This is a genomic window from Rahnella sp. WP5, assembly GCF_000745615.1.
GTDB lineage: Bacteria > Pseudomonadota > Gammaproteobacteria > Enterobacterales > Enterobacteriaceae > Rahnella > Rahnella aceris.
The window spans coordinates 1-24,057 of sequence record NZ_JQJR01000024.1 but is presented as its reverse complement, the minus strand read 5'-3'; the positions used below and the strand labels follow the sequence as shown (position 1 = coordinate 24,057).

General features: G+C 55.8%; 22 protein-coding genes. 18 read left to right on the top strand and 4 right to left on the bottom strand.

What is annotated here, in order from left to right; all coding sequences use genetic code 11:
- The first annotated feature begins 15 nt into the window (after positions 1-15).
- The 7 genes from EX31_RS16700 to EX31_RS16670 all read left to right on the top strand — a co-directional run bounded on the left by EX31_RS16700 (position 16) and on the right by EX31_RS16670 (position 7,279).
- Positions 16-900 (top strand): ABC transporter substrate-binding protein, encoded by an 885-nt coding sequence (locus EX31_RS16700; RefSeq protein WP_013575673.1) that lies wholly within the window; start codon positions 16-18, stop codon positions 898-900.
- Positions 897-2,441 (top strand): HAL/PAL/TAL family ammonia-lyase, encoded by a 1,545-nt coding sequence (gene hutH / locus EX31_RS16695; protein WP_037035701.1) that lies wholly within the window; start codon positions 897-899, stop codon positions 2,439-2,441. Before EX31_RS16700 ends, hutH begins: the two co-directional genes overlap by 4 nt.
- On the top strand, positions 2,438-3,640 hold the full coding sequence (locus EX31_RS16690; RefSeq protein WP_037035700.1) for a CaiB/BaiF CoA transferase family protein: 1,203 nt from the start codon (positions 2,438-2,440) through the stop codon (positions 3,638-3,640). The genes hutH and EX31_RS16690 overlap by 4 nt, the downstream gene beginning before the upstream one ends.
- A gap of 15 nt (positions 3,641-3,655) precedes the next feature.
- Complete coding sequence (locus EX31_RS16685) at positions 3,656-4,549, top strand: 3-hydroxyacyl-CoA dehydrogenase family protein (RefSeq protein ID WP_037035699.1); 894 nt, start codon at positions 3,656-3,658, stop codon at positions 4,547-4,549.
- Positions 4,546-5,316, top strand: coding sequence for an enoyl-CoA hydratase (locus EX31_RS16680; RefSeq protein WP_013575669.1), 771 nt, complete (start codon positions 4,546-4,548; stop codon positions 5,314-5,316). The genes EX31_RS16685 and EX31_RS16680 overlap by 4 nt, the downstream gene beginning before the upstream one ends.
- A 55-nt stretch (positions 5,317-5,371) precedes the next feature.
- The gene (gene hutC, locus EX31_RS16675) at positions 5,372-6,121 is read left to right on the top strand and encodes a histidine utilization repressor (RefSeq protein ID WP_037035698.1); all 750 of its coding nucleotides are present in this window, start codon (positions 5,372-5,374) and stop codon (positions 6,119-6,121) included.
- Positions 6,122-6,220: 99 nt separating this feature from the next.
- A complete protein-coding gene (locus EX31_RS16670) occupies positions 6,221-7,279 on the top strand; it encodes an NAD(P)-dependent alcohol dehydrogenase (protein ID WP_013575667.1) in 1,059 nt (352 codons plus the stop codon).
- Positions 7,280-7,339: 60 nt separating this feature from the next.
- Here the strand turns inward: EX31_RS16670 and EX31_RS16665 are convergent, their stop codons facing one another.
- Positions 7,340-8,266 (bottom strand): DMT family transporter, encoded by a 927-nt coding sequence (locus EX31_RS16665; protein ID WP_037035696.1) that lies wholly within the window; start codon positions 8,264-8,266, stop codon positions 7,340-7,342.
- Positions 8,263-8,850: a TetR/AcrR family transcriptional regulator gene (locus EX31_RS16660; RefSeq protein WP_037035709.1), complete on the bottom strand. Its 588-nt coding sequence runs from the start codon at positions 8,848-8,850 to the stop codon at positions 8,263-8,265. Before EX31_RS16660 ends, EX31_RS16665 begins: the two co-directional genes overlap by 4 nt.
- A gap of 205 nt (positions 8,851-9,055) precedes the next feature.
- On the opposite strand from EX31_RS16660, the gene EX31_RS16655 reads away from it, so the two are divergent.
- Positions 9,056-9,487, top strand: a complete 432-nt coding sequence (locus EX31_RS16655) for a CopD family protein (RefSeq protein ID WP_037035695.1) — start codon at positions 9,056-9,058, stop codon at positions 9,485-9,487.
- A 47-nt stretch (positions 9,488-9,534) separates the two neighbouring features.
- Here EX31_RS16655 and EX31_RS16650 read toward each other — a convergent pair whose 3' ends face one another.
- The gene (locus tag EX31_RS16650; protein WP_037035694.1) at positions 9,535-11,322 is read right to left on the bottom strand and encodes a cation:proton antiporter; all 1,788 of its coding nucleotides are present in this window, start codon (positions 11,320-11,322) and stop codon (positions 9,535-9,537) included.
- Positions 11,323-11,463: 141 nt separating this feature from the next.
- Entirely contained in the window at positions 11,464-11,742 is a 279-nt protein-coding gene (yahO, locus tag EX31_RS16645) for a DUF1471 family periplasmic protein YahO (RefSeq protein WP_013575662.1), read from the bottom strand.
- 494 nt (positions 11,743-12,236) lie between these two features.
- On the opposite strand from yahO, the gene gntK reads away from it, so the two are divergent.
- The 10 genes from gntK to efeB all read left to right on the top strand — a co-directional run bounded on the left by gntK (position 12,237) and on the right by efeB (position 23,580).
- The gene (gene gntK / locus EX31_RS16640) at positions 12,237-12,776 is read left to right on the top strand and encodes a gluconokinase (protein ID WP_037035692.1); all 540 of its coding nucleotides are present in this window, start codon (positions 12,237-12,239) and stop codon (positions 12,774-12,776) included.
- Positions 12,773-14,110, top strand: coding sequence for a gluconate transporter (gntU, locus tag EX31_RS16635; protein ID WP_015689979.1), 1,338 nt, complete (start codon positions 12,773-12,775; stop codon positions 14,108-14,110). Before gntK ends, gntU begins: the two co-directional genes overlap by 4 nt.
- A gap of 16 nt (positions 14,111-14,126) precedes the next feature.
- A complete protein-coding gene (gene edd, locus EX31_RS16630; RefSeq protein WP_037035691.1) occupies positions 14,127-15,941 on the top strand; it encodes a phosphogluconate dehydratase in 1,815 nt (604 codons plus the stop codon).
- A 27-nt stretch (positions 15,942-15,968) separates the two neighbouring features.
- Positions 15,969-16,607: a bifunctional 4-hydroxy-2-oxoglutarate aldolase/2-dehydro-3-deoxy-phosphogluconate aldolase gene (locus EX31_RS16625; protein ID WP_037035690.1), complete on the top strand. Its 639-nt coding sequence runs from the start codon at positions 15,969-15,971 to the stop codon at positions 16,605-16,607.
- Positions 16,608-16,799: 192 nt separating this feature from the next.
- Positions 16,800-17,960 (top strand): ceramide glucosyltransferase, encoded by a 1,161-nt coding sequence (locus EX31_RS16620; protein WP_037035689.1) that lies wholly within the window; start codon positions 16,800-16,802, stop codon positions 17,958-17,960.
- A 7-nt stretch (positions 17,961-17,967) separates the two neighbouring features.
- Positions 17,968-18,537, top strand: a complete 570-nt coding sequence (locus tag EX31_RS16615; protein ID WP_037035688.1) for a DedA family protein — start codon at positions 17,968-17,970, stop codon at positions 18,535-18,537.
- The gene (locus tag EX31_RS16610) at positions 18,534-19,211 is read left to right on the top strand and encodes a glycosyltransferase family 2 protein (RefSeq protein ID WP_037035687.1); all 678 of its coding nucleotides are present in this window, start codon (positions 18,534-18,536) and stop codon (positions 19,209-19,211) included. Before EX31_RS16615 ends, EX31_RS16610 begins: the two co-directional genes overlap by 4 nt.
- Before the next feature lie 227 nt (positions 19,212-19,438).
- Positions 19,439-21,067, top strand: coding sequence for an iron uptake transporter permease EfeU (gene efeU, locus EX31_RS16605; protein ID WP_037035685.1), 1,629 nt, complete (start codon positions 19,439-19,441; stop codon positions 21,065-21,067).
- 14 nt (positions 21,068-21,081) lie between these two features.
- On the top strand, positions 21,082-22,305 hold the full coding sequence (gene efeO / locus EX31_RS16600) for an iron uptake system protein EfeO (RefSeq protein WP_037035707.1): 1,224 nt from the start codon (positions 21,082-21,084) through the stop codon (positions 22,303-22,305).
- A 3-nt stretch (positions 22,306-22,308) separates the two neighbouring features.
- Positions 22,309-23,580, top strand: a complete 1,272-nt coding sequence (efeB, locus tag EX31_RS16595) for an iron uptake transporter deferrochelatase/peroxidase subunit (protein WP_037035684.1) — start codon at positions 22,309-22,311, stop codon at positions 23,578-23,580.
- Positions 23,581-24,057 lie beyond the last annotated feature (477 nt).

Genomic DNA, 24,057 nt, shown 5'->3' with positions numbered 1-24,057 from the left:
CGGAGCCTGACAAAAATGAAATTGAAAAATCTGCTCGCCGTTGCCCTGTTTTCTGCTGCCGTCGTGCACGCCCCTGCCGCTTTCTCCGCTGAGACGGGTGGCACCATTATTATCGGTTCGGCGGACTTCCCGGAAAGCCAGCTGATTGCCACTATTTATCAGCAGGCGCTGGCGGCGAAAAACGTCAAGGTGGAAACCAAACTTAATATCGGCAGCCGTGAGGTGTATATGCCTGCGCTGCTTGACGGCTCAATCAACCTGATCCCGGAATACAGCGGTGCCACGCTGAGTTATCTCGACGAAAAAACCCAGGCGCATTCTGCTGAAGATGTGGCGGCGGCGCTGGCGAAAGCGCTGCCTGAGAAAATCAAAATGCTGGATATTTCTGCGGCGCAGGACAGCGATGTGCTGGCAGTGACTGAAAAAACTGCCAAAAAATACAATTTGAAAGATATCAGTGATCTGGCGCCGGTGGCGAAAACGCTGGTACTGGGTGGTCCGGCTGAATGGAAAACCCGTCGTGAAGGTGTGAAAGGGCTGAACGAAGTCTACGGCCTGACCTTTAAGAACTTCAAAGTGCTCGACGTCGCGGGTCCGCTGACGCTGTCAGCACTGACCAACAATCAGATTCAGGTCGCGGATATGACCTCAACCGATCCGGCGATGAAAACGAAGAATCTGGTGGCACTGGAAGATTCCAAACACTTATTCCCGGCGCAAAACATTGTGCCGCTGATTGCAAAAGACAAAGCCAGCGAGGTGGTTGAAACCACGCTGAACAATGTGTCCAGGCAACTGACCACCAGCGATTTGATCGTGATGAACGGCAAACTGGCGAATTTCGAAAGCGTGGATGCTGTGGCAAAAGAGTGGCTGACCGGGCACGGGCTGAATAAATGATGACGCGCACTGTCATCTTAGGCACGGCGGAAACCTCCGTCCGTGACATCGCCGATATCGCTTACGGGGCGCAGGTGCTGCCGGACCCGTCAGCATCGGACGCCATGCTGATCGTGCACGAGAAAATCAGGCAGGCGATTGATAACAATAAAGTGATTTACGGCCTGACCACCGGCGTGGGCGACCTGGTCACTCAGCGCCTGTCGCCGGAGCAAATTTCCGACGTGCAGCTCAATATGCTGAAAAGCCATGCCTGCGGTACAGGGCCGGTTCTGGCGCAGCATGAAGTGCGGGCGATGATGGCGGTGATGATGAAATCCCTGTTGCAGGGATTCAGCGGCGTCAGCCCGGCGCTGGTGCAGACGATGGCCGATATGCTCAACAAGGGGGTGACGCCGTGGTCACCCGCCAAAGGGTCGGTCGGCTATCTGATTGCCACCGCACATATCGGGCTGTCGGTGTTCGGCTATGGAAAATCGTTCTATCAGGGCGAACTGTTACCGGCACGGGAAGCCCTGGAACGGGCGGGGATTGCCGTGCGCATTCCCGGCCCGCGCGAAGGCCATGCACTGGTCAGCGGCACCTATGAAATCACTGCGCTGGGGTGTCTGGCGGCGGAAACTTTCCGCGAATTGCTGCCGGTGGCGGATGCCGCGGGTGGCATGAGCCTGGAAGTGCTGAAGGGGAACATCCGCGGGTATGACGCCCGCCTTCATGCGCTGCGCCCGCACGACGGTCAGCAGGAAACCGCGCGGATTTTGCGCAGTTTACTGCGTGACAGTGAGATCCTCGATAAATACCGTGATTTTCGCGTGCAGGACGCGCTGAGCCTGCGCTGTATTCCGCAAATGCACGGCGCGGCGCGGGATGTGCTGAGTTATTGCCTGAAAACGCTGACCACGGAAGTGAATTCTGTCACGGATAATCCGGTGTTTATGGTCGAAGACGGCGAGCTGAATGTACTGCCGGGGGGCAACGGGCACGGTGCGCCGGTGGCGCTGTGTCTGGATGCGCTGGCGATTGCCATTGCACAACTCAGCACCGGCTCGCAGGCCCGTTCTGACCGTCTGACGAACAGCCATCTCAGCGGATTGCCGGCTTTTCTGGTGGCCAATGGCGGGGCGCATTCAGGGATGATGATCCCGCCGTATGCAGCCGCCGCGCTGGCAGGGGAAAACCGTGCGCTGGCGGCACCGGCCAGTGTGCATACCGTTTCCACCTGTGCCGGACAGGAAGATCATATTTCCATGGGCGTGACGGCGGCACGCAATGCTATTGATGCCGTTGAAAATGCCATTGATATCGTGGCGATAGAAATCCTGTGTGCCACGCAGGCGGTGGAATTCCACCGGCCACTGCGCGCCTCGGCGGGCACGGAAACCGTGCTGTCTCTGGTGCGTGAGCAGGTGGCCTTCCGGCAGAGTGACGAGGAAATGTATCCGGATATGCTGGCCATCCGCCAGCTCATCAAACAGGGCGATATCTTGCGCGCGCTGACACCTTTGATTTTCGCAGACACCGTTGAGGGAAAAACCGCATGAGTGTATCAGCGACATCCCGGCCGCTGGAAGGGATCAAAGTGCTCGACCTTTCCCGCGTGCTGGCCGGGCCTTACTGCGCTTCGCTGCTCAATGATTTGGGTGCGGAAGTGATCAAAATTGAAATGCCGGGTAAAGGTGACGATTCCCGTGATTTCACCCCGCATGTTAATGGCGAAAGCACCTATTTCATGCTGCTTAATCACGGCAAAAAAAGCCTGACGCTGAACCTGAAATCACCGCAAGGCCGGGCCGTGCTGGAGCAACTGATCGAAAGTGCGGATGTGCTGGTGGAAAATTTCCGGCCCGGTGTGACGACCCGACTGGGCATTGATTATGACGCCGTAAAGAAGCTCAATCCGAAGCTGGTGTATGCGAGTATTTCCGGTTTTGGTCAGCAGGGACCGCTGGCGCATAAAGCCGCTTACGATCATGTGATCCAGGCGATGGGCGGCATTATGCAGGTCACCGGCTGGGCGAACGGCGAACCGACGCGGGTGGGGGATGCGATTGGTGATGTGGTGTCGGGTCTGTACTGTTCGTGGGGCATTCTGGCGGCATTGCTGCAACGGGGCATTACCGGCCTCGGGCAACATGTGGATGTCGCGATGCTTGATGCGATGGTGTCGATGCAAATGGTCTCGCTGACACAACTGCTGGGCGGTATGCCGCTGGCCGGGCGACTGGGCAATGCACATCCGATCAGCGCCCCCATGGACAGCTACCGTGCGGCAGACGGTTATCTGGTGATTGCCGTCGCCAATGACAGCCTGTTCCTCCGTCTGGCACAGGCCATTGGCAAACCGGAAATCGTACAGGATGCGCGCTTTGCGACGGATCCGCAGCGCCTGAAACATCAGTACGAATTACGGGTGCTGATTGAAGAGTGGTTGCACGACAAAACGGTGGCCGGGGCGCTCGCCCTGCTCGATGCCGCTGGTATTCCCGCCGCACCGGTCTGGGGGCTGGATGAACTGCTGCAAAGCCCGCATGCCGCCGAACGCGGATTACTGCATCAGGTGATGCATCCGATCGCCGGTGAAATCAGTATCTTACCGCAGCCCGTGAAGCTGAGCGGCATGAACCAGCTACCCGATTTAATGCCGCCACAGCTTGGCGAGCACACCCGCGCCATTCTCAGTGCACAACTGGGGCTGTCTTCGCAGGAGATGGACACACTTGCGCAACAGGGCGTCATTTAACCGGAGGCAGATAATATGGAACCAACGCAGGTTGCAGTCATTGGCGCGGGCACGATGGGCGCGCGGATCGCTGCGGTATTTGCCGCCAGCGGCTTTAAGGTGGCGCTTTATTCACGCACTGAAAACTCGCTGCACAATGCGGCCAAAGTGATCGACAGTATCGACGCCGGGCTGACGGCGTCGGTCACGTTTACGACGTCCATGGCGGAATGTCTGAAAGGCGCGAAGATTGTTTCGGAGAATATCGCTGAGGTGCTGGCGCTTAAGCAGCAGATTTTCCAGGAGATCGAAAAACATGTCAGCGACGACTGTCTGCTGACCACCAACACCTCCAGCGTCCCGGTCGGGCAGATTGCCAGCGTACTGGCGGTGCCGTCGCGCTTTATCGGCCTGCACTGGTTTAATCCGGCGGATGTGATGCCGATGGTGGAAATTGTCTGCGGACCGCAAACCCATGAAAATACGCGTCAGCAGGCCGATGCGCTTTGTCAGCAACTGGGTAAACAGACGGTGACCATTCATAAAGAAGCGCCGGGTTTTATCGTCAACCGGTTGCAATACGCCATGCTGCGTGAGGCGTTGCATCTGGTCACAGCCGGAATTGCCAGCATCGAAGACGTGGACTTCGCTGTACAAAGTACGCTCGCCCCGCGCTGGTCGGCGATGGGGCCGCTGAAGCTGATGGATTTTGCCGGACTGGACACGGTGAAAAATGTCGCCGCGATATTACTGCCAGCCTTATCGCGCGACGACGAGTTGCCGCCGTGGTTGCTGGCGCAAATTGAGCAGGGCAATCTGGGCACCAAAACCGGCGCCGGGTTTTATCCGTGGACGGCGCAGGCTATTGAAGAAGGTCTCGCGCACCGAAACGCCACAATCCTTGCCATCAGCGGGATGCAAAAACTATGAGCGAACTTATCCGCTGTGAACGTCATCAGGGCGTGGCGCATATCATTCTTAACCGGCCGGAAAAACTTAACGCGCTGAGTGCAGAAATGCTGACGCAATTGCTGGAGAAAATGCGCGAACTGGACGGTGATAAACAGATCCGCGCGATGGTGATTTCCGGCTCCGCGCGTGCGTTTGCTGCGGGTGCCGATACCGGCACGCTGGCCACCGCCTCAGCGATAGCCCTTTACACCAGCGGTTTCAGTGAAAAGTGGGATCAGATTGCCGCCATTGAAACGCCGGTTGTCGCGGCGTTATCCGGTTATGCACTGGGCGGCGGGCTGGAACTGGCGTTGCTGTGCGATATCGTGATTGCCGATGACACGGCCATTATCGGGCTGCCGGAAACGCACATCGGGATTATCCCCGGCGCGGGTGGCACGCAGCGGCTGGTTAAATCGGTGGGGAAATCACTGGCGATGGAAATCATCCTCGCCGGGCGAAAAATCACCGCCACAGAAGCGCTGGCCGCCGGACTGATCAGTCGTGTCACCACGCCGGAAACGTTAACGGAACAGGCGTTAAAGATTGCGCAGAATATTTCCCGTGCCGCACCGCTCGCCGTTAAGATGGCCAAAAAAGCCGTGCTGGCGAGTTTCGATATGGGCTTAACGGCGGGCATCAGTTATGAACGTTCGTTGTCGGCCCTGATTGCGGCCAGTGACGACCGCAGCGAAGGCATGCGTGCACTGGCGGCGAAAGAACAGGCGGCGTTTACCGGCAAATAACGTCCGGTAAAATACGCCAGCCGCCGTGCTCCGTGCGACATACAAGGCAGGAATGATGTCATCAAACAGAACGCTATCAGAAGTCATTGCGGATGCCGGAGACGAGCCTTCTCCGCTGTATAAGCAGGTGAAACAGGGGATCATCAATCAGATCCTGCACGGACACTGGCAACCGCATCAGCGCGTGCCGTCAGAAAGTGAACTGGTCGCCGAGCTGGGGTTCAGCCGGATGACCATAAACCGGGCACTGCGCGAGTTAACCACGGAGGGCTATCTGCTGCGTTTGCAGGGCGTCGGCACCTTTGTCAATGAAATGAAAGCGTTCACGCCGATGCTGGAAGTGAATAACATTTCTGACGAAATTAAGAGCCGCGGGCACTTTCATACCTCCCGCGTGTTGCAACTGGGTAAGCAAAGTGCCGGTGACAGCATGGCGATGAAATTTATGCTGCTGCCCGGTGTGGTGTTGTTTCATTCGGTGATTGTGCATTACGAAAATGACATTCCGGTGCAACTGGAAGACCGGCTGGTGAATCCGGACATCGCCCCCTTGTATTTACACCAGGATTTCACTAAAACCACGCCTTTCGCCTATCTGACCCAACTGGCACCGCTGACGGCGGGCGAACATACCATTGAAGCGGTGATGGCCAGTCACGACGAGCAGCGCCTGCTGAATATTCATCAGACCGAGCCGTGCCTGCAAACCCTGCGCCGCACCTGGCATCATGAAAAAGTGGTGACCTGCGCACGGTTGTTGTATCCGGGCGGGCGCTACAAAATGTTTGGCAGCTTTAAGAAATAAACTGAACAGGATCAGGCAAGGATTCAGGAGGACTGTGGCTTGTGACTTCGGCGGTAAATTCTATAGTTAACGGGTCATTAACGACTCAGGAGTTTACTGATGAAAACTGTTGGATTTGCTGCTTACGATCCTAAAAAACCGCTGGCGCCGTTTACGTTTGAACGCCGCGGCCTGCGTGATAACGATGTCGCAATGGAAATTCTGTATTGCGGCGTTTGCCATTCCGATTTACATACCGCAAGAAATGACTGGGGTTGGAGCTATTATCCGATTGTTCCCGGCCATGAAATCGTCGGACGTGTCACCAGTATCGGTAAAGGCGTCACCCGCTACAAACCGGGCGATCATGTTGCCGTCGGTTGCATGGTAGACAGTTGTCAGGAATGCGATCAGTGTAAAAAAGGTGAAGAACAGTTGTGCCGCGAAGGTAACACCGGGACTTACGCCGGTTATGATCGTTTCACCAAAGAGCCGACGCAGGGCGGATACTCCAAGCATTTAGTGGTGCGCGAGGAGTTTTGTCTGCGTATGCCGGAAGGGTTAGATCTCTCCAAAGCCGCGCCGCTGCTGTGCGCCGGTATCACCACCTGGTCGCCGCTGAAAACCTGGAACGTCGGGCCGGGCAGCCGTGTGGGCGTGATTGGTCTGGGCGGTCTGGGCCATATGGCGGTCAAACTGGCGGTCGGTCTGGGTGCAGATGTTACGGTGGTGAGCCGTTCAAATGCCAAAGAAGCCGATGCGCTGGAATTAGGTGCAAGCCGTCTGCTGGTCAGCGCCGACAGCGACGCGATGGCGCAGGCACACGATCATTTTGATTTAATCATCGATACCGTGCCGGTCAAACATGACGTCACGCCGTACCTGCCGTTGCTGGATGTGGACGGTACGCTGGTGCTGGTCGGGCAGGTCGGGCCGATGGAAGAATTCAACACCGTACCGCTGTTGTTAGGCCGTCGTCGCGTGGCCGGTTCGCCAATCGGCGGCATCCGTGAAACGCAGGAAATGCTCGATTTCTGTGCTGAGAAAAACATTCTGCCGGATTGTGAAATGATCCGCATGGATGAAATTAACGAAGCGTTTGAGCGTATGGAAAAAGCCGATGTGCGCTATCGTTTTGTGATTGATATGGCCTCCCTGACCGCGCCTGCGGCGGTGTAATCTGTCGCAGCAATGAAGACAAAAATGGCTCCTGCGGGTACTCCTGCGGGAGCCATTTTTTCAGGCAGAAACCGGTAAGGTTACGCGTCTTTTCAGCGGCACGGTGATAAAAATCAGGCAGGCGACCGCCAGCCCGATGCCTGTCCAGCCCAGCGGCGGCAGGCGTTCGCCCACAATCACCACCGCCAGCACGGCGGCGACCGCCGGTTCCAGCAGGGTGATGGTGGTGGCCATGCTGGCCGGAATGCGTGCCAGGGCATAACCGAAACAGACATAACCGACAAACATCGGGATAAGCGCCATGTACGCGCCGACCGCGGCGTTATTCCATGACGCCAGAAGGGGCGCGCCGGTCACCCACAGCACCGGCATCAGCAGTAAACCGCCCAGCCCGAACGTGGCGCCCATTGCTGCGCGGGAAGGGACGCCGCGCTGCATTAAATGACGCGCCGCCCAGGCATAAAGCGCGTAGGTCAGTCCGGCAATCAGCCCGAGTACCACACCGGCTATCGCGTGGTCGCCCTGACCGGCGGTGGAGTGACTGCCACTTTCACCGACGCAAAGTAACACCATACCCGCCACGCCAATGGCGGCGCCGGTCATCCAGCGGCGGGTGAGACGTTGTCCGTCGAGATAATATTCAATCAGTGCGGATAACAGCGGCGCAGAACCGAGGGAAATCACGGTACCGACCGTGACGCCCGCCAGGTGCATCGAGGCGTAAAACGCCAGCGGATAAACTGCGACCGCCAGTGCGCCGGTAAATAACATGCGTGCGTTGTTCACCAGAGTTACCCGGCTGGTGACTATCCTTCTGGCGGAAATCAGCGCCTGCAACAATCCGCCCAGCCCCATCGCCACTGCGCCGATCGCCAGCGGGCTGACGTCGGGCGCAAATGTCGCCGCCGTGCCGGTCGACCCCCACAGAACGGAAGCAAATACCACGGCGAGTACGCCCGTCATGCGTTCACGAGGCGTTATCGTCATGGCACCTCCATCATTGAGGCCGCCATGTCCATCGCCTGACGGACACATTGACCGTTGCCTTCCAGACCTGCACGCGAAATCGCGCCTTCCAGTAAAAATGAAAAATGCCGCGCCATCAGGCGGGCTTTGGCCTCGTCAGTGGGGAACAGTTCGAGAAGATGCGTGGTCACGATAGCTTCAACATGTTCTTTATGCCCGCGCACGGCCTGCCTGCCGGGCGCTCCGGCGGGCAGTTCGGCGGCGGCATTCAGTAATCCGCAGCCACGAAAGCCGTGCTCATAGGCAAATTCAGCGTGATCGTCATACGCCTGAAACACGGCGAGCACTTTTTCTTTCGGTGTTTTGGCTTTTTCAACACGCCGGGCGTACAGCTCCAGCCATTCGTCATGACGTATTTCAATGTACGTCGCGACCAGTTCGGCCTTGGATTCGAAATTGTTGTAGAGGCTTTTTTTGGCGACACCGGCACGTTTGATGATTGCGTCAATCCCGGTCGCAGCAATGCCGTTGTTATAAAACAGAACCCGGGCGGCACCGAGAAGCCGGTCGCGGGCGCTTTCAGGAGAGGAGTCTGTGGTGGACATTTTTTTACTCGTGTTGTTCATCTTGCTGGTAGGTATACCAGTCTACCTACTCAATGTAAACACCGGCTGAGAATAAGAAAAAGCGACGACTTAACCGTGCCTTTCGTGTGGGAAACCGCCATAATCCGCTAAAAGTTGTGGAGAGACAGCAGGTTGAGGTCATCCGCGGCAGGCAGAATTATTGTTAACTTCCGGAGGGATAAAAATGCTTCATGAATGGCTCAATGCCTTGCACGTGATTGCGGGCGTATTGTGGATTGGCGGCATGCTGGCCATGGCGCTGGTGTCGATGGCCTGTTCGCGGACATCCGGTACTGCGGAAAGTGCAGGGCAGACGTTGTTACTGGAAACCGTGCGCAAATGGACGCGCAGTGTCACCAGCCCGGCGATGATCCTGTTGTGGGTGGCGGGCATCGTGATGATCGTCAGTTATGGCAAATTGCCCCATGCCTGGCTGCTGATAAAAATAGTGGTGGTGCTGGTTCTCTCCGCGCTGCACGGGCTGCTTTCCGGCGATTTACGTCGTCGCGCCACCGGTCAGCCGGTGAAAGATTTCGCGCTGGTGCGCAACGCCAGCGCGGTGATTATTGTCGGTGTGATCCTCATTGGTATTTTGGCGATAATCAGGCCTTTCTGACATCCGGTTTCCCGCAAAACTCAATCCACGTGAAAGCGTGGATTTTTTTATGACTCGCCGTTCACCAGCGCAATCAGGGTGCAGGGCACCGGCGGAATATTGCCTTCCTTTAAAATTGTCAGCGAATGGTTTTCGCGCACGGCAAACAGCGGCAGCACGCCACTGTTCTTCTCCAGATAATCAATCCAGCCAAAACTTTCATTCAGTTGCGTGGCCTTAATCACCGCGCCTCTGGCAATCAAAGAACTGAGTTTTGAATAGGTCGCTTCGGTGCTGAACAGCACTTCGTGGCGCTGAAAACGGCTGCTTTCCCGGGAGCGTCCGCCTTTGGGCGCCGCGCCTGAACGCACGGCAAACACCTTTTCCCGGCCAAAAATATGGCTGAAATGGTATACCGCCAGCGCGTTCTGATGGCGGTTCGGTGACAGAGCCAGTACCTGCGCGGTGCTGCTCAGATCCAGGTAATTTTCCGCATGTTCAGACCAGGCGTTACCGTAATACGCCGGAATGCCGTCCATCCGCGCCTGCCGGTAATATTCCCAGCTACTGTCGGTGAGCCGCACCGGAATATCCTGTTTCATCAGCACTTTTGCCAGCATTCTGGCCACGCCGTTCGCACCAATGATCAGCACGCCACGCGGGGCTTTTTGCTGAACGCGTAACCCTCGCGCAATCGCCCGGCTGGTCAGACTTTGCAGCACCACGGTGCCGATAATCACCGCAAATACCACGGTCACCAGTTTGTCGGCCTGCGGGTAATTCATGCGTTGCAGGGTGAGGGCGAACAGGGAACTGACGGCGGCGGCGACGATGCCGCGCGGCGCTATCCAGCACAGTAACAGCCGGTCGCGCCAGTGCAGTGATGACCGCCAGGTCGACACGGCAATACACAGCGGGCGAGCCACAAACTGTACCACCAGCAGCAAAACAATCAGCGGCCAGCCCATGGCAATCAGCGCCTCAATATCCAGCCGGGCGGCCAGAATAATAAACAGCGCGGAAATCAGGATTGCCGACAGTTCCTCTTTAAACGCCAGAATGTCGGTGGTGTCCACATCGCGCATATTCGCCAGCCAGATGCCCATCACGGTGACGGTCAGCATGCCCGATTCATCGGCAATGGCGTTGGACAGACCAAAAGCCGTCAGCATGGCCGCCAGTACGCCAAGGTTTTGCAGATAGGCGGGGATCCACACGCGGCGCAGGGCCACGCCGAGCACATAACCAAACACCGGGCCGAGCACCAGACCGACAGCCAGGGTCTCGCCGAGCGTCCAGAGCAGATGCATCAGTGATTCAGCGTGCTGGCGCAGGGTGATAAATTCGAATACCAGCAGCGTGAAAATCGCGCCCACCGGGTCAATCACAATCCCTTCCCAGCGCAGAACCTGATTAATCGCTGCGTTCGGGCGTACCACGCGCATTAACGGCGCAATCACCGTCGGGCCGGTCACCACGGTTACCGCACCGACCAGCGCGGCCAGTTCCGGCTCAAACCCGAGCAGCCACCAGCAGGCGAGGCTGATAACCGCGAAAGTGACCAGCATGCCTGTCGTCACCAGATTGCGAACCACGCCGCCGAGACCGCGGACTTCATCAAGTCTGAGCGTCAGCGCGCCTTCGAACAAAATGATCGCCACTGATATCGATACCAGCGGAAACAGTAACTCGCCAAACAGGACATCGGGCATAACGAGGTGCGTCACCGGTCCGAGCACCACGCCGAGCAGCAGCAAAGGCAGAATGGCGGGGATTTTCAGCAACCAGGCCAGCCACTGAGCGAGTAACGATCCCAGCCCGATAATAACCAGCATCAGCGGAGCCGACAGCAGCATAATATTTCCCTTTCATTAAGAGGAAGCAAAAGTCCGGCGGACAGCCGGAAACAAGACACTGTTATCAGCATAATCGTCCATTAAAAAGCCCGCAAATTTGCAGGCTTCTTTTTATTGCTTATTGTGCAGAAAACAAAATACTTATTTTTTCTTATAAACGTCAGCAGTACCGTGAATTTTATTGTTGGTATTACCGGAGGTTAATACAAACACATCGCCGCCTTTTTTATCGGCTTTCTTAGAAAGATCTTCAATGGCGCCGGACTGCGAGGTTTTATTTGAGGTGGTCACAGAGCCGACTTTGGTATACTCAGAAGCCACTTTTTCAAAATCTATTTTCTTCATTAATTCAGCAGAATAAGTGCTGAAAGAGACACAGCCCATCACAGCCACTGCCAGCAGAGCTTTAGATATTTTCATGTAAGCCTCAGATTTTAAATTGCCCAGTAAATTGAAGGAAAGTAATAGAAAGCTGTTTATTTAGTGAAACCCTGTTAATCAATAACTCACTGTTTAAAAGAGTGAGTTATCACTGCCATTTAGTAATAGACAAGGAAGTCAATAATTACAAGGCGGAAAGAAAAAATTAAGCAACCGGTGCGGTTTTTAGTCTTTTGTGCCGGAGGTTTTGTACACAGTAATAGCAATCACATACTTTTCGTTTCGCCTGCGCATGTTATCCATCTGTTAACCCCCGTCCGAAATATGTTTCATTGCTAATAATTAACTTTGAAGCAGATCACATTTATGCTTTTCCCCTGCACGGGCAGATTGTCACGGGTGAAAAAGCCTCTGATAATGTTACCGATAACATGTTACCGGTAACATTGCGGATAAACATGAACAGGGTGGACGTAACGAATAAAACCACTGACCCGTCTTTCGCGTTTTTTAACCAGTCGAGGAGCGCAGCCGTGAACAATGATCAGAACCGAATTTATGTGTTTATGGGCGTATCAGGCAGCGGAAAATCAGCCGTCGCCAACGCCGTGGCACACCAGCTTTCCGCCGGTTTTCTTGACGGCGATTTCTTACATCCCCGCAGTAATATCCTGAAAATGGCCGCCGGTGACGCCCTCAATGATGACGACCGCGCGCCGTGGCTGGCCGCCCTCAATGATGCCGCGTTTGCCATGCAGCGTACCAATAGTGTGTCGGTCATCATCTGCTCGGCATTGAAAAAACGTTACCGCGATCGTCTGCGCGCAGGTAACGCCAACCTGTCTTTCATCTATTTACAGGGTGAATTCCCGGTCATCGAAGAACGCATGGCCGCACGCAAAGGGCACTTTTTTAAATCGCAGATGCTGATCTCACAGTTTGCAGCACTCGAACAACCTGGCGCTGAAGAAAGTGACGTGATCACCATCGGCATCCATCAGCCGCTTGATGCGGTGATTGCAGAGACCCTGCAACACATCCGTAGTTTTCAGCAACAGGAGCATTGCGCGTGAATACAGTGACTTTAGTCGGTACTGCGGCGGGCTCCGTGTTGCTGCTGCTTTTTCTGGTGATGAAAGTGCGTATGCACGCGTTCGTCGCGCTGATGCTGGTGTCGATTGCCGCCGGGATTTTCTCCGGCATGCCGGTCAATACCATTGCCGACACCATGCAGAAAGGCATGGGCAGCACGCTGGGTTTTCTGGCGATTGTGGTGGCGCTGGGGGCGATGTTCGGCAAGATTCTGCATGAAGTCGGCGCACTTGACCAAATTGCGGCCCATTTACTGAATCGTTTTGGCAAAAACAAAGCCCATTATGCTCTCGGGATTGCCGGGCTGGTTTGCGCCTTGCCGCTGTTTTTCGATGTGGCGATTGTGCTGCTGATTGGCATCGTGTTCGCGGTGGCGCGCCGTACTGACGGCAACATCGTCAGGCTGGCGATCCCGTTATTTGCCGGTGTCGCGGCAGCGGCGTGTTTCCTGCTTCCGGGGCCGGTCCCGATGCTGCTGGCGTCGCAGATGAATGCCGATTTTGGCTGGATGATCGCCATCGGTCTGGTGGCCGCGATTGCCGGCATGCTGATCGCCGGTCCGCTGTACGGCAATTTTATCAGCCGTCATGTCAGCTGGCCGATGCCTGTTGAAGAAAATGCCCCGACGCTCAACAAAGATAACCTGCCGTCCTTCGGTTTCAGTCTGGCGCTGATTTTGTGTCCGCTGGTGTTGGTGGGAATGAAAACCATCGGCGCACGCTTTGTCACGGCGGGTACGCCATTGCACGACTGGCTGGAGTTTATCGGCCATCCGTTTACCGCCATTCTGATTGCCTGCCTGATTGTCATTTACGGGCTGGCAAAACCACGCGGCATGACCAACGAACAGACGCTGGCCATCTGCTCAGCCGCCGTTCAGCCCGCCGGGATCATCCTGCTGATGACCGGTGCGGGTGGCGTATTCAAACAAATTCTGGTGGATTCCGGCGTCGGCCCGGCCATTGGTGACGCGATGATCGGCACCGGATTACCGATTGCCGTGGCCTGTTTTGCACTGTCAGCCGTGGTACGTGTGATTCAGGGTTCAGCCACCGTGGCCTGTCTGACCACTGTCGGGCTGGTATTGCCGGTAACCCATCAGATGGGGCTCAACGGCGGTCAGCTGGCCGCACTCGCCATCTGCATTACCGGCGGTTCCATTGTGCTCAGCCACGTAAACGATGCCGGTTTCTGGTTATTCGGCAAGTTCACCGGTGCCAGCGAACTGCAAACGCTGAAAACCTGGACGGTGATGGAAACCCTGCTCGGCACGACTGGCGGGATCATCGGCATGATTGCTTTCACGATGCTTTAAGAAAGGGGACAACATTATGATTAACAACACCGTGGCCCGTGTCACGCAGCGGATCATCAACCGTTCCGCATCCACCCGTGAAGCCTATCTGGCGCGTATGGATGCTGCCCGTTCGCAAACCGTTCACCGCGCGCAACTGGCCTGTGGCAATCTGGCGCATGGCTTTGCCGCCTGTCAGCCGGATGAAAAGAATTCCCTGAAAAATATGGTGCGCAGCGATATCGCCATTATTACCGCCTACAACGACATGCTGTCGGCGCATCAGCCCTACGAGCATTACCCGCAACGCCTGAAAGACGCACTGAAATCGGTGGGTGCGGTCGGTCAGGTGGCGGGCGGCGTACCGGCAATGTGTGACGGTGTCACGCAAGGGCAGGACGGCATGGAGTTGTCACTGATGAGCCGTGACGTGATTGCCATGTCGGCGGCCATCGGCCTTTCACACAACATGTTCGACGGGGCGTTGTATCTGGGTATCTGCGACAAAATCGTGCCGGGCTTAGTGATGGCGGCGCTGTCATTCGGCCATCTCCCTGCGGTATTTGTGCCCGCCGGGCCGATGAGCACCGGTTTGCCGAACAAAGAGAAAGTGCGTATCCGTCAGCTTTATACCGAAGGCAAAGTGGACCGTCAGGCATTACTGGAAGCGGAAGCCGCGTCGTATCACGGCATCGGCACCTGTACATTTTACGGCACTGCCAACACCAATCAGATGGTGATGGAAGTGATGGGGCTGCATCTGCCGGGTGCATCGTTTGTGCCGCCGGATTGCGCGCTGCGTGATGCACTGACCGACTCGGCAGCACGTCAGGTCACCCGTCTGGCCGAAACCACCGGCAACTATCAGCCACTCGGTCAGATGGTGAATGAGAAAACCGTGGTGAACGGCATTGTTGCGCTGTTAGCCACCGGCGGTTCCACCAATCTGACCATGCACATGGTCGCTATGGCGCGTGCGGCAGGCATTGTTATCAACTGGGATGATTTCTCTGAGTTGTCCGATGCGGTGCCTTCGTTATGCCGTATTTACCCGAACGGCCCGGCGGATATCAACCAGTTTCAGGCGGCGGGCGGCGTGCAACTGGTGGTGCGCGAATTGCTGAAAAACGGCCTGTTACATCAGGATGTCAACACCGTGGCTGGTTTCGGATTAGACCGTTACACGCAGGAACCGTGGCTGGAAAACGGCGAACTGGCGTGGCGCGAAGGCGCAGAGCATTCGCTCGACACAAACGTCATTGCCAGCGTGCAACAGCCGTTTGAGCATCACGGCGGCACAAAAGTGTTGTCGGGTAATCTCGGGCGTGCGGTGATGAAAACCTCGGCGGTGCCTGCGGATAATCAGATTATCGAAGCCCCTGCGGTGGTATTTGAAAGCCAGCATGACATTGTTCCGGCATTCGAGGCCGGTAAGCTGAACCGCGATTGTGTGGTGGTGGTGCGTTTTCAGGGGCCGCAGGCCAATGGCATGCCTGAGCTGCATAAACTGATGCCGCCGCTTGGCGTATTAATGGATCGCGGATTCCGTGTCGCGCTGGTCACCGATGGTCGTTTGTCCGGCGCTTCCGGCAAAGTGCCTTCTGCTATCCACGTGACGCCGGAGGCTTTCAGCGGCGGCATGTTAGCAAAAGTGCGTGACGGCGACATTATTCGCGTCAACGGGCGAACCGGCGAACTCGAATTGCGTGTTGATGCTGCCGAACTGGCTGAACGAAAAGCCTGTCAGCCTGATCTGAGCGCAGAACATATCGGTTGTGGCCGTGAGCTGTTCAGTGCCTTGCGCAGCCAGCTTTCCGGCGCGGAACAGGGCGCCTGCTGCATTACTTTTTAATTTATCGAAACGGATGAGAAGACAAGAATGAAAAACTGGAAAACAAGCGCAGAACACATTCTGACGGCGGGGCCGGTTGTGCCGGTCATCGTTATCAATAAACTGGAACAGGCGGTTCCGCTGGCGAAAGCGCTGGTGGCCGGTGGCGTTCGTGTGCTGGAAGTGACGTTGCGCACCGCCTGTGCCATGGACGCCATTCGTGCCATTGCCAGCGATGTGCCGGAGGCGATTTTGGGCGCGGGTACCGTGCTGAATGCGCAGCAACTGCAAGATGTCACCGACGCTGGCGCACAGTTTGCCATCAGTCCGGGGCTGACAGAAGAATTGCTTGCCGCCGCAACCGCCGGTTCCATTCCGCTGATCCCGGGTATCAGTACCGTTTCTGAACTGATGCTGGGTCTGGATCACGGTCTGCGCGAATTCAAATTCTTCCCGGCGGAAGCTAACGGCGGCGTGAAAGCATTGCAGGCGATTGGCGGTCCGTTCCCGCAGGTGCGTTTTTGCCCGACAGGCGGGATTTCACTGGCGAATTACCGCGATTATCTGGCGCTGAAAAGTGTGCTGTGCATCGGCGGATCCTGGCTGGTGCCAGCCGATGCGCTGGAAAGCGGTGATTACGATCGTATTACTGCACTTGCCCGCGAAGCTGTGGCAGGGGCGAAATAGGTTTTAGCCGTTCGAAATAATAGCGATAAAAACCCACGTGAGTACGGATGCCCCGTACTCACTCCTTTATTTCTTCCGCAGTGCCCCGAGTGCCCTTTAAGAATTCCTTAACGTAACGCCTGTAGGATGGCGTTTTGACTGCCGGAAGTCTGGAATTCTCATCGCAGATATTTTGAATGAAGGGGCATCGTCATGGTATTGAACACCGCAGTGATCGCCGCACTGGGCAGTGTACTGATCACCCTCCAGTTTTCCTCTCTGTTGATCGCCTGGTGGCGAATGCGCCGCGGTATCCTGCGCGATGAAGCGCATGAAACCTCGGAATTTATCGTGCTGGTCAGGCCTTTGTGCGGATATAACGCCTTTGAAGAGGAAACACTGCGCTCCAGTTTTTATCAGGACTATCCCGCTTACGAAATTGTGTTCTGCGTGGCGTCACGCTTTGATCCGGTGATCCCGCTGGTGGAAAAGCTGATGGCTGAATTCCCTGATAAGCCTGCACGCCTGCTGACTGGCGATGACAAAATATCCGCCAATCCGAAGGTGAATAATCTTAATAAAGCCTGGAGTCATACCACCGCAGGTGTGGTGGCCATGGCAGACAGCAACCTGTTGTTACCGCCGGATTATCTGCGTTCACTGATGAATACCTTTGACAGTCAAACCGGACTGGTGAGTTCTCCGGCAGTCGGGATGATCCCTGAGAATTTCTGGGGTGCCGTGGAAGCCGCCATGCTGAACACGCATCAGGCGCGCTGGCAGTATTTGTCGGATTTTCTCGGTAACGGCTTTGCGCAGGGGAAAACGTTGTGCTGGCGGCGCGAGGTGCTTGATAATGGCGGCGGAATGGCGGCGCTGGGTAGTGAGCTGGCGGAAGATGTCGCCTCAACCAAACTGGTGCGCCGCGCCGGGCTGAAAGTCCGTTTACCCGCACAGCCTTTTGCGCAGCCTATCGGGCATCGCAGTCTGGAAGCGGTCTGGAGCAGACAACTGCGCTGGGCGCGTATCCGCCGTGCCGGTTTTTTCTGGCTGTTTGTGCCTGAAATTATCATTGGTTTCTTGCCCGTGCTGGCGGCGGTGCTGTGGCTGACTGCCCGCGGTGATTTGCCACTGTTTGCTCTGCCGGTGCTTTTTGTGCTGTGGTATGGCGGTGAATGGGTGCTGGCCAAAGCGCTCGGCTGGCCGCATCAGTTGAGAGATATTCTGGCAATGTGCATCCGCGATATCCTGCTGCCCGCCTTGTGGTTATGGTGCTGGACCGGGCGCGGCTTTACGTGGCGGGGCACAGTTTTAGGTGAAAGGCACGTAGATAAAAAACACCCCGCATCTGCCAGCCAGCCGTCGGGGAAATAAGGACAGTATGTTTTCTCTTGAAACACTCGAAACGCTTATCAGAGCCCACGGCCTGCTGATCATGACGCCGCTGGCTATCCTTGAAGGGCCGGTAGTGACGGTGATTGCAGGCTACTTCGTCCGTCTCGGCTATTTCAGTTTGTCCGCCATGTTGACCGTGGTGATGATCGGGGAAGTGCTCGGGGATATTATTTTTTACTCGCTCGGGCGCTGGGTGATCAAAGCTGACGGCCAACCGCCCGCCTGGCTGGCCCGTCTCGGGCTGACCCAGCCGCGACTGGAAAAAATGGTGAAAAGTTTTGACCGCAAAGGCGGGCGTTTGCTGGTGCTGGCCAAACTGACTCATTCCGCTGGCGCACTGGTGCTGACCGGCGCGGGCATGGCGCGCATGCCGCTGGTGCCTTTTCTGTTCTATAACATCATCGCGGCTATTCCCAAGAGCCTGTTTCTTCTGGGTATCGGCTGGATGTTCGGCGATATCATCGCACAGGTGAACAACTGGATAGCCTGGGTATCCCTGGGTTTGTTCATCCTGCTGGCCGTCACCGGTGTTATCTGGCTTAAGTCTAAACAATGATCACGGTGAGTTGCATTATTCCGGCACACAATGAGGGCAGCCGCATCGGCAGGGTGCTGGATGTGGTGCAGAACCATCCTTTACTGCGGGAGATTATCGTAGTTGATGACGGCTCCGCCGATAACACCGCACAAATCGCGCAGGGTAAGAACGTCAGGGTGATCAGCCTGCCTGAAAATCGCGGTAAAAGTTATGCCGTTGCCGAAGGCATTGCCGCAGCAACGGGCAGCCATCTGCTGATGCTGGATGCGGATCTTGTCGGGCTGAGTTATGACGATATAACCGCGCTTATCAGGCCGGTGATGGCGCATCAGGCGGAGGTCTCGATAAGCCTGAGGCGCAACAGCCCGTGGATCTGGCGGTTTATCGGGCTGGATTATATTTCCGGTGAACGGGTATTTGCGCGCGAGTTAGTCGCGCAGCATCTCGCAGCCATCCGCCGGTTACCGCATTTCGGGCTGGAAGTCTGGATTAATCAGCAGTGGATTGCGGCCGGATTGCGCGTGCAGGTCGTTAGCTGGCAGGGCGTTATCAGCCCGTATAAAGCCGCTAAAATGGGCTGGTTGCGCGGATTAAAGGCCGATGTGTCGATGATGCGCGATATATTCCGTACCATCAGTTTGCGTGAATCCGTGCGGCAAATTATCTGTCTTAAGCGCAAAAGCCGGGTCTGAACCGGACAGAATATCAGTCAGCATTTTCTGTACTGTTGTCAGCCAGCGGCTATTTTTTAGTGAATTTTTTATTTGGTTACAAATAAACCACGCTTTACATCATATTCATATTTCTCCAGCACTCTGTTGCAAATCCTCATACTCCATTTCTTCCCTGCCGTTCAGTCAACTGATATCAATTATCATTAATAATTTGATAATGCGTCTTGTTGCCTGGAGTTTGCCCTTTGTTAGCCACATTTATTATCGGTCTTCGTGAAGGTCTGGAAGCGGCGCTTATCGTCGGGATCATTGCGGCATTCTTACGCAAAAACGGTAAAAGCCTTTTCGCGATGTGGATGGGTGTCGGGCTGGCGCTGATGCTTTCGGTGATGGTCGGCGTGGCGCTGGAGATGACCGAACGCGCGTTACCGCAGGCAAGTCAGGAAGGAATGGAGTCGGTGATCGGCCTGATCGCTGTTTTCTTTGTCACTGGCATGATCATGTGGATGAACACCCACGCTCACACCATGAAAAATGAGCTGGAAAGCGAAGCCGCACAGGCGATAAGCCAGTCAGGTGCCCGGGCGCTGGCGAGTATGGCTTTTCTCGCCGTGCTGAAAGAAGGCTTTGAAACCAGCGTGTTTCTGCTCGCCACATTCTCGGTCGCGCAGTCAGCCATGTGGGCGGCGGCCGGCGCGGTAACCGGCCTGCTGGTGGCGGTGGGCATCGGCTGTGGCATTTATTTCGGCGGCATCCGCATCAATCTCTCGCGCTTTTTCCGCTTCACGGGGTTGTTCCTGATCCTGGTCGCAGGCGGATTAATCATTAACGCGTTGCTGACAGCACACGAAGCGGGCTGGCTGAATATCGGGCAGCAGCGCGTGGCGGATCTCGCCTGGCTGGTGCCGCCGGGCACTGTCCGCTCAGCGCTGATTACCGGCGTGCTGGGCATTCCGCCGGATCCGAACCTGATCCAGACTGTCGCCTGGCTGCTCTACATTGTTATTGTGTCGCTGCTGATTTACTGGCCTGCGCACCGCCGTCCCTCTGCGATTAACGGTGCGCGACTGCGGCTGGCATTTGCCGGTGTGATGGTCGTGTCAGCAGTGGGATTGCGCCTGTTTTACCCAAACTACACACTGCAACTGCCTGCCAGCGCACCGCTGGTGAGTAATGACACCCGGAACACCGCACCGGCGGGTGAGGTAAGACTGTTGTCTGATACGAACGGCTATCAGCTGAATGTGACGCCTGCGGACGGCAACGTGAGGGTGACCGTTCTGCCCGCCAGCGCCGCCATTGCCGGTCATCATGGCGGCCTGCAAACCCGCGAATGGCAAACCAAATCTCGCTTTACGCCTGCGGATGCGCCTGCCGTTCTGACGCTTGATCAACTGGTGGCATTCTATGGCAACCGTATTCCCATTGGTCTGAATCCGGCGATGCATCCGGGGCCTTATCAGGCGCAATGGTCGGTCAGTTGCACTGTTCAGGCCTCTGTGGCACAGGGCGTGTTGCTGGGGGCCAGTGCCCGGGCAGATGAGCTGATCACGCTTTCCGGCAGCGGCCTGCAATCCCCGCGAACCATCACCGTTCGTCACCCGACGGCGGCCGCTTCAGCCTGCAACTGGCAGGTGAGCGGGGCGTATCAGCAGACCGTTTCTGATGCCCTGCAACAACTGCAAATCGCACAAGATACCTACCGTTTCTGGGCATATATGTTGCCGTTCATTCTGGCCGCGCTGGCCCTGATTTTTGTTTTCTCAGCACGACGGGTTCTCCTGAAACACCGTAATGAAAGGCTGGCCGCTGCGGGTGAATACAGCCTGTCATTCGGTTCTCAACTACACACCAATTTGCCAAAAAATAAATAAAGGAAATGAAATTCATGCGTAAACCGAATTTTAAGAAAAAAGAATCTCTGATGACCACGGCGGGCCTGGCGGCGTTGCTGATGTTTTCAGTGGAAGCACCGGCTGATGCGGCGCAGGCAGCGGTAAAAAATGGCGTTTCACAAGTGAATATCACCATGACCGGAGATAACGGCGGTACGTGTGTGGTTGACCATAATTCAGCGAAAGCGGGGCCGGTCACGTTCAATGTGGTGAACAAAACGGCAACCGCCATCACGGAGTTAGAGCTGCTGAGCAATGATCGTATTCTGGGCGAAAAAGAGAATCTGGCTCCCGGCCTGCCGATGGTGAAATTCACCCTGACTCTCGACGGCGGCAAATATCAAATCTATTGTCCGGGCGCGCAACATGAAATGACCGGCTTTACCGTCACCGGCAAAAGCGCCACACAACCTGCGGGCAGCGCCGGGACCATTCTGGCGCAGGGCACCAAAGATTACGCCACTTATGTGAATGGCGTGGTGGATGCGATGGTGGTCGGTGTGAACCGCCTGAAAGCGGATATTGATGCGGGAGATCTTGCTACAGCGAAAGCCGATTACGCGAAAGCGCGTCCTTTCTACGAACGTATTGAATCTGATGTGAGCGGGTTTGTATTGCCGGGCTTCAAAGCGACGGACAACGCCGGTAACCTCGATTATCTGATCGACATGCGTGCGTCTAACCTTGACCCGAAAGCAGGCTGGCATGGATTCCACGCCATTGAGCGTGACCTGTTCGGTCAGGGTAAAATCACGAATGAAACCAAACAGCTGGCTGCCGAATTACAGAAAAACGTCGCACAGCTCGACACCCTGACCAAAGCGCTGACTTACAAACCTGAAGATCTGGCGAACGGTGCCGCAGATCTGCTGGAAGAAGTGCAGAACACCAAAATCAACGGTGAGGAAGAAGCCTTCAGCCACTTCGATCTGGTTGATTTCGCGGGTAACGTAGAAGGTGCGCAACAGGCGTTCGCTTACCTGCAACCGGGGCTGGAAAAAATCGATCCTGCGCTGACCAGACAGGTTGCCGCGCAGTTCGCTGCCGTGCACGTTATGCTGGAAACCTATCGTGATCCTTCAGTCCCCGGCGGTTACAAATATTACACCGCGGAACTGAAAGCCTCTGATGCTGCTAAATTGAGCCGTACTATTCAGGCGTTGCAAGAACCCCTGTCTAAGATCGGTGAGAAAGTCGCGGCGAATAAAGGAGCCTGAGGAATGAGCGATAAACACCAACCGGCCAGGGAGGCCGGTAAGTTCTCCCGGCGTGATTTGCTCAAAGGTGCAGTGGCGGGCGCAAGTGCGCTGGCCATTCCTGCGGTCAGCCATGCACACGGACAGACCGCCGCCCGTGACCCGGAAGATAAGGTCGATCTTTCACGTGAACACCCTTTTTACGGCACCGGCGGGCAGGCGGGGATCAGCACGCAGCCTCAGCGCCACATCATGTACATGACGTTTGATCTCACCACCACCCGCCGTCAGGATTTGCAGGTGTTGCTGGCGCGCTGGTCATCGGCGATTGCCCAACTGATGAAAGGTGGCACCATTGGTCAGATTGAGCCTCTGCGTAACAGTGGCGTCGGTATGGATACCGGCGAGGCGTTAGATCTGGGTCCGGCGTCACTGACCGTCACCGTTGGCCTCGGCCCGCGCGTGTTCAGCGAAACCTTTGGACTGGTGAAACAAAAACCGTTGCTGATGCGTGAACTGATGCAGCTCCCGAGCGATGACTTACAACCTGAAGTGACCGGCGGTGACCTCTCGCTTCAGGCCTGTGCGGATGATCCGCAGGTGGCCTATCACGCCATTCGTGATTTGGCGCGTATCGCCAAAAGTACCGGCGCTGCGCAGACCCGCTGGACGGTCATGGGCTTTGGCCGTGCGTCAGCCGGTAAAGGCCAGTCCACACCGCGCAATTTATTCGGCTTTAAAGACGGCACCCGCAACATCACCGAAAAAGCAGATTTTGACAAATATGTCTGGATCAATGATGGCGGTCCTGCGTGGCAGCAGCAGGGCACCTATCAGGTGGTACGCAAAATCAAGATGCACATTGAAAGCTGGGATACTGACCGCGTCAGCGACCAGAACAATGTGTTCGGTCGCCATAAAGTCTCCGGCGCGCCGCTGACCGGCACCAGAGAGTTTGATACGCCGGACTTTAAGAAAACGGCTGCGGACGGCAACTTAATTATTCCGGCCACTGCACATATCAGCCTGGCCGCGCATGAAAATAATGGGGGGATTAAAATCCTGCGTCGTTCATATAACTACACGGACGGACTGAATAATATGGCCCAGCTCGATGCCGGTTTGTTATTCATCAGCTATCAGAAAGATCCGGCGCAGTTTGAAGCGCTTCAGAACCGTTTAGGCGCATCCGACGCGATGAATGAATATATTTCACATATCGGATCGGGTATTTTCTTCGTGCCACCGGCACCGAAGGAAGGCGAGTATATTGGTGCTGATATGTTTAAGGTGTAAGCCCGCCGGAAGCACCTACACTAAAAACCAGGCCAGCGCATTTGCTGGCTTTTTTGGCGTTATGCTGCGGGCAGCGCCCTCGTTGTCATCTGAAAACCTTTACGTTCGCTTTCCGCGCATAATTGCGCGGAGCTTTGTGCCAGATATAGTCATTCGAACCCTGAGAGTTACACTTTTAAGTGATTCAGGGTATGCGCTTACTGGTTACGAATATTGTGCCAGAATCATGTGGTTTGATGATTGCCGCTTTGCTTTCGAGCCAGTAAGTGCTCCACGTTCGCTAACGAATACTCAGGGCATGCAGACAAACTGCTGACTATATTTCTTTCGAAGAGCGTGGAATGCATACCAATCCCCGGTGAAAAGGAGTTGGTTATGACTGCGATAGATCAGTTTGCTGCTCATGTTGGTCTGGACTGGGCGGATAAAAAGCATGATGTTTGCGTTCAGTTTAAAAACGGCGAACGCACATTCCAT